The sequence below is a fragment of the Lactiplantibacillus nangangensis genome (genome assembly GCF_005405065.1).
In the GTDB taxonomy this organism is placed as follows: Bacteria; Bacillota; Bacilli; order Lactobacillales; family Lactobacillaceae; genus Lactiplantibacillus; species Lactiplantibacillus nangangensis.
Window position 1 is genome coordinate 1 of record NZ_BJDI01000024.1, and the last position, 12,448, is coordinate 12,448.

The 12,448-nt window shown below is 43.6% G+C and carries 10 protein-coding genes; 3 read left to right on the forward strand and 7 right to left on the reverse strand.

Going from position 1 to position 12,448, the window contains the following annotated elements; genetic code table 11:
- Window positions 1-112: 112 nt before the first annotated feature.
- Window positions 113-826, reverse strand: a complete 714-nt coding sequence (locus tag FFM70_RS13415) for a WxL domain-containing protein (RefSeq protein WP_137617353.1) — start codon at window positions 824-826, stop codon at window positions 113-115.
- Between the two features lie 538 nt (window positions 827-1,364).
- A complete protein-coding gene (locus tag FFM70_RS13420; protein ID WP_137617354.1) occupies window positions 1,365-3,101 on the reverse strand; it encodes an MFS transporter in 1,737 nt (578 codons plus the stop codon).
- A 164-nt stretch (window positions 3,102-3,265) separates the two neighbouring features.
- Here FFM70_RS13420 and FFM70_RS13425 point away from each other — a divergent pair, with 164 nt between their 5' ends.
- Window positions 3,266-3,820 (forward strand): TetR/AcrR family transcriptional regulator, encoded by a 555-nt coding sequence (locus FFM70_RS13425; RefSeq protein ID WP_171002383.1) that lies wholly within the window; start codon window positions 3,266-3,268, stop codon window positions 3,818-3,820.
- Window positions 3,821-3,938: 118 nt separating this feature from the next.
- Here the strand turns inward: FFM70_RS13425 and FFM70_RS13430 are convergent, their stop codons facing one another.
- From FFM70_RS13430 to FFM70_RS13440, 3 genes are all read right to left on the reverse strand, one after another.
- The gene (locus tag FFM70_RS13430; protein ID WP_137617356.1) at window positions 3,939-4,370 is read right to left on the reverse strand and encodes an Rrf2 family transcriptional regulator; all 432 of its coding nucleotides are present in this window, start codon (window positions 4,368-4,370) and stop codon (window positions 3,939-3,941) included.
- Between the two features lie 78 nt (window positions 4,371-4,448).
- Entirely contained in the window at window positions 4,449-5,309 is an 861-nt protein-coding gene (locus FFM70_RS13435) for an NAD(P)H-binding protein (protein WP_137617357.1), read from the reverse strand.
- A gap of 174 nt (window positions 5,310-5,483) precedes the next feature.
- Complete coding sequence (locus FFM70_RS13440) at window positions 5,484-7,814, reverse strand: ABC transporter ATP-binding protein/permease (protein ID WP_137617358.1); 2,331 nt, start codon at window positions 7,812-7,814, stop codon at window positions 5,484-5,486.
- A gap of 172 nt (window positions 7,815-7,986) precedes the next feature.
- On the opposite strand from FFM70_RS13440, the gene FFM70_RS13445 reads away from it, so the two are divergent.
- Window positions 7,987-8,532: a TetR/AcrR family transcriptional regulator gene (locus tag FFM70_RS13445; protein WP_137617359.1), complete on the forward strand. Its 546-nt coding sequence runs from the start codon at window positions 7,987-7,989 to the stop codon at window positions 8,530-8,532.
- A 49-nt stretch (window positions 8,533-8,581) separates the two neighbouring features.
- On the opposite strand, the gene FFM70_RS13450 is transcribed toward FFM70_RS13445, so the two are convergent.
- On the reverse strand, window positions 8,582-9,283 hold the full coding sequence (locus tag FFM70_RS13450) for an EAL domain-containing protein (protein ID WP_137617360.1): 702 nt from the start codon (window positions 9,281-9,283) through the stop codon (window positions 8,582-8,584).
- A gap of 139 nt (window positions 9,284-9,422) precedes the next feature.
- On the opposite strand from FFM70_RS13450, the gene FFM70_RS13455 reads away from it, so the two are divergent.
- Window positions 9,423-10,778, forward strand: a complete 1,356-nt coding sequence (locus FFM70_RS13455) for an FAD-dependent oxidoreductase (protein ID WP_137617361.1) — start codon at window positions 9,423-9,425, stop codon at window positions 10,776-10,778.
- A gap of 75 nt (window positions 10,779-10,853) precedes the next feature.
- On the opposite strand, the gene FFM70_RS13460 is transcribed toward FFM70_RS13455, so the two are convergent.
- On the reverse strand, window positions 10,854-11,912 hold the full coding sequence (locus FFM70_RS13460) for a GGDEF domain-containing protein (RefSeq protein WP_223877507.1): 1,059 nt from the start codon (window positions 11,910-11,912) through the stop codon (window positions 10,854-10,856).
- Window positions 11,913-12,448: the final 536 nt, after the last annotated feature.

Here is a 12,448-nt window from a genome sequence, read left to right on the forward strand (position 1 = left end):
TAGGCATAATAAAATCCCCTTAAGATTGATAGATGAATTATAGTTTTTCATCTGTCAACCTTAAGGGGACTATAGCACACAATGTCCACCTTTAATTTGTTAAGTTAACGAATTATTCAGCTGGTAAATCTGCCAGTGTCCAGTTAATCTTTGAGCTGTATGTCCCAGCTTTAACGGTATTAGCCGCAATATTCAAGTTAATCTCAGCTGGTGCCATTTGATCAACGGTCACCCCAGCACCAGAATCTTTAGCCGCGCTTAAAACTTCAACACCAGTTGTACTACCGTTTAAATTAATGGTTGGTGTGGTTGCCGCCTTGGCGCCATTAGCCGTAGTTCCACTACTGGTCACATTTCCAGTTGGTAACGAGATAGTCGCCCCTTTTGCAGGATTAGTCCCATCAGTCAAGACGTCCCCAGTGGCCGTTAAACGCCAACCCGCATTCGTCCCACGAACATCGGAAACTTCTAAAACCGCATTGCTATCCCACAGTTTGGTACTGGCACTAGCAGTATCAACCGCATAATGTTGATCATTTAAAACATCAATTTCATGACTCCCAAAGTCTAGTGATTTGGGCGCATAAATTAAGGATAAACCACCACCCGCAGTTGCCCCATTATTGCCATCGCCATCGGTACTAGGCTTGTTAGGATCAGTGGGATCAACCGGTGTAACCGTACTCGTGCTGGCAGTAAAGTTTGCTGAAACAGCGGTTTCTCCACTACGGTTTTCGGTCGTAGTATCCGCATTAGCAATCATTGGTGCAACCACCGTCCCCAATAAAACACCCGACATTAATAAACTCCCAATAACTTTTTTCATAACTGTACATCCCCTTTGTGTATTAACTATATTTATAATTTACCACTTTAACTCTTAATATCAACATCTTTTATTTGCTATAAACTTAGTACAGGGTAATAAAGTCAATGCTATCAACCATTCCAGCAACCAAATTTGTTTTAAAAAGTTTTGCAAAATTGGTCTATAATTTAAGTTGGTCACAATTTATCAGCTGATTTTAGGCGAATTAAAGTCGTTTAAACTGTTTCAATCAGTCATTTATAAGCCGAATTATCAGTGTTCTTAGGTTGTCATAGATTGTGTATTTTTCGTCTTATTTTTGCAACACGATAAAGCAATTACCCATTTTAGACTTATCGGTACAGTCTATTAATGCCATTTTTCAACACGTCCTGATCCAAAACATCTGCTAAATCCAGGCATCATTATCAATGTAAAAACTATTCATACCAGTAATATGTTATATTACTCAATTGGCTAGTTTGAATTGTGACCCCCATTTTCTGTCGCTACCACAGGACAAAAAAGACAGCCCTGACAGCTGTCTTTTTGTCGTTTAATCGCGAAATTTAAAGGTCACTACCACTAGAATTGACAACAACGCCAACGGAATGATGACTTGGAGGGTTTTCAGAAAAGCGTTATTTAAATTTCGGGTTAGCCGCCGCCGAATACGATTGACACCCAGTTTCAATTGTTGGTTAGTCACTCGCACCTGATGATCAATGGTTCGGTTCACAGCCGTCGTAACTGCCGTTTGAACCTGATGGCGTTGGGCCGTTGGAATCATCGTTACCGGAATTTGATGCACCATGGCGACCTTGCTCAATTCTATTTTAGTCGCCTTTTGAACCGCCTGTTGCCGTTTCGCCGTCGAAACCGTCACGCCCGCGAATGCAACATGCTGATTAACTTGGCTATTACTATTAGTATTCTGTTTAAATTTGCGCGCTAATTCCTGGTTGGCTTTCGTCTTAACTGTTTGCGTCACATTTAACCGAGAAACTGTTCGATGGCTATAAGTTAATGTCTGATTTTTAGCCGTTTGAACGTTGCTACTCAATAGCGACATGAAAACTGCAATCGATAAAATCATCCCAACTTGCCGCAAAACATTGGCAACGCTTTGTGAGTCGGTTAATTTGACACCATGAAAATCTGCGACGACCAAAATATTCACCGTCGCTGCAACTAAGCCATAACCGATCCCCAAACAAATTTCACCAACAATTAATTTTGTATACTGATTGGTCACTGGTAATTGTGTGATCAACCAATAACTCCCCGCAATCATCGCAAAACCAGTCCCAACCAACAATTTATTATTCAAGCGCTTGACTAGTAAGGACGTTAAGATCACCGATAACATGACTGCGACCGAATACGGGGTTATTTTTAAGGCAGCGTTCAGCTCACTTTCGCCATGTACCTTAGTCAATAAAGTCGGCATTAATGCGGCGAAAGCCCCCAAGAAAAAGTTGCATAGGACTAGTGCTAACCCTGAACCGTCAAAGTTGCGACTCTTAAATAACGACAAGTCAATCATTGGTGTCGCCGTCTGCCGCTCGCGAATAATAAATCCAATGAAGCTTAAGAGTGCTGCCCCGGCTAAGCCAAGAATTGCCGACGACTCCCAACCCCAGGTGTAACCTTTGATCAAGGCCAAAGATAGACAGAACAGGGTCGCCATAATCAAGCCAGCGCCGAGCCAATCAATCTTAATTGCCTGCGTTGCTTCATGTTTCAATGGTAAGACAATCACAAAAATAACTATATCAAGGATGACTAATGGCACGTTCATTAAGAAAACCCAGCGCCAGCCAAAATACTGGGCGACAAAACCACCAACACTCGGCCCAAGCGCCACCGCTAAGCCTTGCACCCCAGCCAACATTGCCACAACCTTATTACGATTTTCCTGAATGCTCAATTCTAGCCCAATCACCATACTTGTCGGAATAATACTGGCAGCCCCGATACTCTGAATGGCCCGTCCCACCAGCATCCATGGTAAGTTAGCGGCATTACCAGTCATTAGCGACCCAATTCCAAAAACAATCAAACCCAGTAACACCATCCGATTACGTCCGAAGCGGACCGCCAAACGGCCCAACGGAATGATCATCGTTGCAAAGAGAATCGTATAAATGTTCAATGCCCAAGACAAATCATTCAGACTCACATTAAAAGCACTCTGAATTTTCGGTAAAACAATCGTCATAATTGAAACATCCATCATACAGAGTAAGTTGCCAATCAATAATACGGGTAAAACGGTCTTTAGTTTGTTCATCACAATGACCCCCCAGTCAGATTGAAAGTCGATGATTTGCGCAAATCTCGGTTGTCACAGCTGTGATATTTCTTTCAAAGCCTAGTATACTAAGGGCAATCAAAATGTCGAGACTTAATCAACAAGTGCTACAAATGGCTAAAACTGTGACAGGGGGCTTCAAAATGGACGGACACACTAAGCTTGCCCAGCAATCACGAACCTGGCTGATTGACGCTTTTTTTGAATTATTAACACAACAAGGCTACGAAACGTTGACAGTTAAAGCGATTGCCGACCAAGCACAGCTTTCTCGGCGAACATTTTATCGTTTTTTCAAAGATAAGTCGGCTATCTTGGATTATTTAGGTCAACAATTTTTAACAGATTACGCCGCCGCACTTCAAACCCTTGATCCTAAAACCGTCACCTTTGATGACATCGTCATGCTTTTCTTTCACTTTATGTGGCAACGCCGAAAACGACTCCACTGTCTGATCCAGCAAAACCTCTTCATGACAAGATTACCAACCATGATGAGTCAGGCCGCTCAGCTATACCAACAATTCGAGGCGCCCTGGCATCGTGCGGGAAGTCCTGAACAGATCAAGCTATTGATGACTTTCATGCTCGGTGGCTATTGGACTGTGATTAATGACTGGCTAGCCCATGATGATCCAGTGCCGCCAGAAGAACTTGCCAACAACTTATTGCTAGCGCTTAAAACGAAACGGTCTTAAAAATTTTCTTGTCCGACTAAAGATTGAAAGTACAAAAAAGCGTGACTGGAGTATCTTAATAGATACTCCCGGTCACGCTACTAAAAAGCTATCACCGTAAATGATGACAGCTTTTTGACTAACTAATTTTTGCCCGCCGAGTCTGAATACCTTCAATCACATCAGCCAGCGTTTGATGTGCCATTTCTGTTTCCGCTACGGCCTGAACCCGGTCGTAAAGACTTTCCAACGTTTGCTGAATGTTAGCACCAATCGGACAATCCACGTTCGTCCGTGGGTCTACGTGTAACAGATCATGATTAGTTTCAACGGCTTTAAAGACATCTTGCACGGTAATTTCATCGGCAGGTTTTGCCAACCGAGGTCGAGCCAATCCAGCCTGACTGATCAACAATCCCGCACGTTTCAAATCAGCCATTAGTCGGCGGACAACACTAGCATTAGCTTCAATACTAGACGCAATATCGTTACTAGTGATCTTCTGGTCATCGATGATTGCAACGTACGCCAAAACGTGAATGGCATCGCTCAATTTATAAGAATACTTCATGCCACTAGCACCTCTCCTGTAAACCATTTTAATCTTTATTCATTGTACCCGAAGATGCCGTCGACAGCTAATCATAAGTTACCGCGCTAAAATCTCCTTGATTGCCGTTTCGATTGGGGTTAATGGATGGCCCAAGACTGTCGCTAAGTCGTCAGAGTTGACGCTTAGTTCATTATCGGCCATCATCGTTTGCATACTAACCATCACTGGTGCCATGTTAGCATCCATGCCACCAGCAATCAGGGCTTGTTGATACTCAGCAGGACTAACTGCTTTGAACTGGAAGTCGTCGTGCCCCGTTGCCCGCTTGATTGCTTGAGCTAAGTCCGCGTAAGAGCGTGGTTGCCCACCAAATTCGTAGACCGGCTTTGGATCTGCCAATAATAGGACTTTAGCCGCACCAACGGCGTACTCACGTTCCAATGCAAAGCTAACTTTGCCGTCGCCAGCTGCGTAAATAGCATCTTTTCCAGCAGCACCAGCTTGTAAATAAGATATTTCATTTTCCAAGTACCAAGCGTTACGTAAGAATGAATAGGCCACCCCACTGTCCTTGATCAGCTTTTCGGTAAAAACGTGATCCGTGAATAATGGCGATTTGGCCGTATCTGCCTTGGCAAAACTCGTGTACGCCATGTACCCAACGCCAGCTGCCTTCGCAGCCGTAACAACGTTTTGATGCTGCTGTTCCCGTGAAACGGCGCCACCTGGTACCGAAGAAATAAATAGGAAGCGGTCAATACCGGTCAGTGCCTGTTCTAGCGCAGCTTCATCCGTATAATCGGCTTGGCGAACCGTAATCGCTGTTGGGAGAACTTTCGCTGCTTTTTCAGGATTCCGAACAATTGCGATAACATCAGACGGTGCAACCGTCTTCAAAAGTTCTTTGATGACGATTTGACCAAAATGACCGGTTGCTGCTGAAATTGCGTATTTCATAATTAAACGTCTTCTTTCTGTTAAGTCATTACTTATTGTTTTATTAAGCACAGCTATTATCATAACTTAGTTGTTACTTTATTGTCAACAGATAGACTTGACAACTGCCACTAGGGCCTAAAAAAGCCGCCACGAAAATTCGCAGCGGCTTAAGGCCTATCTTGTTTAACTAGTTTATTCTGAACGTAATGCAGTTGCCGCATCTTTCTTCGCAGCCATCCGTGCCGGAATATGCCCACCTAAGACCGTTAGAACGGTACTAATGATGATCAACACAATCCCATGAACTGGATTTAAATGCGCCACATTGTTCAAGCCCGTGACATTGCTTAACACGGCATTGATTGGGAACGTCAATAGCCAAGCAATCACGACACCTAATACCCCAGAAGCGACACCTAAAATCGTGGTTTCGGCATCAAAGACGCGCGTAATATCTTTCTTCCGTGCCCCTAACGCTTTCAAAATCCCGATTTCTTTCGTGCGTTCCAGAACAGAGGTGTAGGTAATAATCGCAATCATGATCATACTCGTGACTAACGAAATCCCGGCAAACGCAATCAAGACGTACGTAATCGCGTCCATCAAGCCACCCGTCAAACTCGAAACCGTCCCGGCTAAGTCGGTATAAATCACCTTATCCGCCTTGGACTTGCCTTTATTATATTTGTCCAAATAACTTAAAACTTTATCCTTATTCTTAAAACTGTTTGGATAGATCAGGATACTGGCAGGCGTCGTTGAACCACCCAACGTGCTAACGACGGCATCGCGGGTATCATCATCCACTTTAGCGCCGGTCATCACGTTCGTATCGCTATCTTTTTGGGCCTTCACAATATCAGAATTTTGATTTATTTTAATAATATTCTGAGTTAACTTATCACTGTACGCAATCCCTGAAGCTAAGACATTATCAGAATCTTTTGTCTTGGCACGTAAGACGCCGACCACTTTAATGGTTTGGTTGTCCGCCTTATTGTATAGCGAGTCAGTGACCTTGTTCGGCAAATAGTTTCCAGTAGGTAACTTTTGATAGTAGTCATTATTCGTGACTACTTTGATAGTCGTGCCCACAATCTGACCGAACTTAAAGTTCTGTCCAGCCTTCGCCGAATAACCCAAGTTCTTCAACGCATTGATGTTCACCGTATTGTCCCGATTTGCAATCAACACAACTTCATTAGCCGTCGTTGGATAGTGCCCAGAAACGACCTTGTAGTGCTTCTTGAGGAAGCTGGCATTACCACTCTGGCTCATCGGGTAAACAGACGTCGCGACGCCGGACATGCTGCTCATCGCTGATGACATTGATGTCGCCGTGGAACTCTTGGTATTCTGGTTCGAGAACGACACCGACTTAGTCTTGCCGTCCACTTGCCGCAATAAGTTCATCCCAGTTGAATAAGTGTAAGTCACGTTCTTACTCAAGCTTGGCGACATGTCTTTAATGTAATTGAGATAGGTCTTCGTGAGATTGTTGGCATGCGTCGCTTTATCGGCGGCACTCACCTTAGCCGTCACTGCTTTGTCAGAAGCTTTCGCCGTCTTCAACTTATCAGATTGCGTCTGCTGTTGCTGCGCCGTCTGTGAAATTGTGATTGGCATCTGTGCTAACGTATTGGTCTGGGTTTTATTCACTTGCTTTTGGAACCCGGTCGATAACGCTAAGACGACCGCAATCCCAATGATCCCGATACTAGAAGCAAACGCCGTTAGCGCCGTCCGCCCTTTTTTCGTCTTGATGTTCGTAAAGGATAACTTCAAAGCAGTCCAATAAGTCATCTTCGTCTTTTGGAGCGCAAAAGTTTCATCCGCGGCTTCTTCAGCATACGGATTCGAATCATGTTGGATCTTCCCATCCGCAAACTCAATGATTCGGTTGGCGTATTCCCGGGCTAACTCGGGGTTATGGGTGACCATAATAACCAATCGTTCGGCGGATAATTCTTTGATTAAGTCCATAATCTGAACACTAGTCTCAGTATCCAACGCACCCGTGGGTTCATCACACAGGAGAATTTCGGGGTCATTGGCAATCGCTCGCGCAATCGCAACCCGTTGCATCTGCCCACCAGAAAGTTGGTTAGGCTTCTTGTTCATATGCGGCCCTAAGCCGACCCGTTCCAACGCCTTAATGGCTTTTTGCTTCTTTTCAGCATTGCCCACGCCACTCAGGGTCATCCCCATTTCGACGTTATCTAAAATACTTAAATGGCCAATAATATTGTAGCTTTGGAAGATAAAGCCCACCGAATTATTCCGATAAGCGTCCCAATCGCTCGCCTTAAAATCCCTAGTTGACTTGCCCTTAATGATCAAGTCACCAGAGTCATAAACGTCCAAGCCACCGATCCCGTTCAGCATCGTAGTCTTCCCAGACCCACTTGGCCCTAAGATCGCCACAAATTCCCGTTTCCGGAATGCAACCGAAACATCATCCAGCGCTTTAGTGACTGAATCGCCGACGTGATAATATTTTTTAATGTGTTTGAGTTCCAGCATTTAAATTAATTCCTTCCCTATTCATCCCAATTTTCTGTTAAACTACCATTAATGCAACATTGTGTCTCAAAGAATAACTGACTTTATCAGGACTGACAATCATCAATCTAACGTGATTTGTTGTGAATGCAACAGATTGGTTTAAATTGTTGCACTAAAGGAGCAAAAAACAATGGTCGCCACTAAAAACAACCGTAGGGCTAAATACAGCCGCCAAATGATCGAAGCCACCGTCTTACAACTGCTTGAAACAAAACCGGTGACGGCTATTTCGGTCACTGAAGTTTGCCAATTAGCCGACGTTAATCGGACAACCTTTTATCGCCATTATACTGATATTCCGCAATGTCTGGAAAGCATTGAACTCGACTTTTTAAAGTCAACACCATTTGATCAGCAAGCCACACCAATGACGAATGTCGAAGGCATCTTGACCGCCTTCTATCAGCAGCCACAACTCAGTAATCTCGTCTTCGTTGAAGGCAAGACGAAGTTACTAGAACGCATGCGGATGACGACACCTGAAGACCTTCCTACCGTTGACCCTTACCAGATGATCTACATCTGGGGCGGCGTCAAAGATATCATTCGCTATTGGGTCAAGCAAGGCATGCCGCAAACGCCCAAAGAACTCACCCACATTATTTTTAAAAATGTGCAAGCTAAGGATTTACCGCCGATCGACCACTTTGCTCACGATAATCAAACGGACCTCTGATCAATAATTGGTCAAAGGTCCGTTTGATTTTTATGATTTAATCACTAACTTAATGCGCCAGCAGTTTTTCACTATCGTGCGGTAAAGTCAGTAAGCGTGGCTTACCAAAATAGTAACCTTGCTTGACTTCAATCCCGATTTCTTTACTTAGCCGATTATCGTCTTTGGTCTCAATGCCTTCCAGCACTAATCGTAAGCCATATTCAGCACTAATGGCGCGCCAAAAATGAACACGGCGTTGCATTTCTGGGGTCTGAAAATCTTGTTTGAAGTTTTGTAACGCAAATTTAATCTCACTCGCATAGGGTAATAGGTCTCGAATTTCAGTGAAATAGTTCTCCCCACTACCCACATCATCCAAGGACACTTCCATCCCACGCTGCAAAAAGGTTTTGATGTGTTTCAACACTGAACCAGTACAGTATGTTTGCGTACTCTCATCTTCAGTTAACTCTACGACTAGCTTGGTCGGATAAAGCTGTTCCTGACACTTGACGAGTGCATCGGCGACAGTCGTCGTCATTAACTGTTGACGACTAATATTTACTGAACATTGCTCAACTTTGGGGGCTAGCACCTTCGTTGTCACTAATAATAACTTGGCAAAGATCTCGGGATCAATGTCATCAAAAGAGGCTGGTAAACGCCAACCCTGGGCTGTTTTTTGCCGAATTAAAAGTTCAAAACCACTGATCATTTTCGTTTGCGTATCAATTTGTGGTTGCACAAAGAAGCGATAGACTGGTTGCATCTGAATTACCCCCGCTAAGCAGACTTGTTTTTAATATAAAAGTTAGTATAATGTGATAGTTGACTACGTAAATATGAATAAACGTATAAACTTACCTATATAGTAATCTTATCTGTAAATTAATTAAAGGGGCTTTTTAATGAAAGTTATCGTCATTGGTTGTACGCACGCGGGGATTGCAGCCATCAAACAAATTCTAATCAATTATCCGACCGCTGAAATTACCGTCTACGAACGCCAAGAGAAGATTTCTTATCTTTCTTGCGCCACCTACTTACATATCGAGGGAACCGTCAAAAGCCTGGAGGAGACTTTTTACGCCGAACCAGAAGATTTTGTGAAACAAGGCGTCAACATGCGGATTCGACACGATGTCATCAAAGTCGATGCCGCAACGCACACCTTAATGGTTCAAAATTTGATCACCAAAGAAATTTTTTATGATACTTATGACAAACTAATCATGGCGGCTGGTTCATCCACCGCAATTCCAGCCATCACGGGCATTGAAAATCCCAGAGTGCTTCTCTGCAAAACTTATGATCAAGCCCATGACCTCTGTCAAAAAACCGTATTCCAACCCCGCATCGGAATTCTAGGTGGCGGTCACATTGGCATCGAGCTTGCGGAAGGTTACGCCAAAACTGGCCATGAAGTGACTTTATTCCAGCGGCCAAAGTACTTGCTCGACAAATACGTTGAACCTACTTTATCGTTAGCGACGGCTGACTTACTCAAATCGCATGGCATTAAGGTGCTAACTGATACGACCGTTACGAGTTTCGATGAAGATCCAGATGGTAGTCTGGTCATTGCCACTGAAGATGGTCGCTACCACGTGGACATGGCGACGGTCAGTGCTGGGATGCTACCTAACACTAAGTTGCTTAAAGGCCAAATTGACATGACAGCCAATGGCGCCATTATTACAGACGATTACATGTACACTTCTGACGAAAATATTCTGGCCGCCGGTGATGCTGCGGTGGTCCATTTAAACGTGACGAACCAGAGTGCTTACTTGCCTTTGGCCTCACAAGCCGTCCGCCAAGGCGCATTGGCTGGGATGAACGTTGGCGAACGCCGCGTTCGGACCTTTGGTACCCAGATTACTTCCGGCATGTTAGTCTTTGGTCACACCATTGCCGAATCCGGCTTAACTTTAAAAGCCGCTAAAGCCGCCCATTTGAATGCGGCAACGGCACACTACGACGGCCCTTACCGGCCAAACTTTATGCCGGATGCTTTTGAGGTCAAAATTGAACTAGTGTATGATCGCAATAGTCGTCAAGTGTTGGGGGTTCAATTAATGAGCCAACACGATGTCTCCCAATCCGCTAACGTGGTCTCGATGCTCATTCAAAACCACGGCACCATTGATCAGCTAGCGATGGTCGACATGTTGTTCTCGCCTAACTTCAACAATCCTTTTGACTACTTAAACTTAGTCGGCCAAATTGCGGTGACGCAAGAAAACGGTTATGCCCGCAGTTAACTGATGTTGCTAACAAAAATGACCTGTAACTACTTGAATCCAAGTAATTGCAGGTCATTTTCTAATACGATTAACTTAAATTTTATCGAACGGTTGGGTCGTCCCTTCCACGGTAATCCGGTCACGACCAGCTTCCTTAGAGAGATATAAATAATGATCGACCCGTTTAAACCAAGTATCGAAATCGACATCAGTTGGCGCTAACGCCGAAATTCCAATCGAGACCGTCACTGTCAAGCTCTTACCGCTATAATGCAACGGATTTTGTTGCAACGAATTCCGAACTAACGTCAACACTGGTTGCACTTCAGCTGCGCTTTCACCACGGAAAATCACGACAAACTCTTCACCACCATAGCGGAAGAGTTGCCGTTGCTTGTTTGGCTGATTCAAGGCTTGGTAAAAGTGTTGTGCCACATATTTTAGCACATGGTCGCCGGCCAAATGACCATACCGATCATTGAACAGTTTAAAATGGTCAATATCAAACATTGCCATCGTAATCGGCACTTCGGGATTTTGCCGGTGAATACCGACGACACCCAGCGTGGTTGCATCAAATTTGGCCCGATTCAAGACACCGGTTAACTCATCATAATTAACTTCTTGATTTAATAAAACAAAATGTTCAATTACCCGATCAATACGCGTGACGAAGAAGCGAATCACCAACATATAAACCACAAATAACACCAAAACATTGATGATATACAGCAAATTATAGTGATAGGCTGACCAGATCATGAAACACCAAGCTAAGCCATACGTTGCTTGTAATAGAATGTATCGCCATTCCGACATTAACACATTTTCTCGGTGATGATTAATATAAATAATTGTCGCTGCCAGCACTACCCACATGCCAATAAACAACGCCACGTATGACCAATCCTTAGTTGCCACCATCGCCTCACCATAGAAAGCCCATGGCGTGACTAGATTGATCACAGTAATCGCCAAATTATGCATCGTGTATAAATTCAATAATAATATGGTTAACTGCGCAATGATGTATCCCCAACTAACCACGTTACCCGGATCACGGGCGATAAATTCCGCCCGGAGTAACGCGATACTCCCCACAACTAACGCGCCCTCAAACAAATGAAGCCATTTGAAATAGCGAACGTCCATCTTTCTTGCTCGATATTCTAATAAGTATGTTATTGAAGTCGTAATAATGATTAAACTAACCGTCATTAAAGTTAGCACGACTGAATCCAGATTCAGAACATCACTAAAAAAATTATTAATAAAAACCAAATACTCACCTCGATAACTGCTTACAGAATCACACAGTTACTAGCTTAGTTAGCCGTTTAAGTCCATATGAATATACATTAGTACCAACTTACAATATTGTACTCATAATCAATTAAAATTCAATTTTACATTGTAGTCAATCGAACCCATCAATTGGATGGCACTTATAGATTACTACCGTTACGCCACTACTATCAGGCATCAAGCTCGCTACTACCTTATCCAGTTAAGTCAATGAACATAAGTTAAAACCACTAACAAATAAGATTATAATGATTGATCCTACAACGATTGCACAACCTGCAAGATTGAATTTTCGTAAAAAAAAACGGTTCTTTGTCAACTGTTGTTGGTAATTTGTTATATTTCACATGAGGTTGCCTAATCGTACTTTGATTAGGCAACCT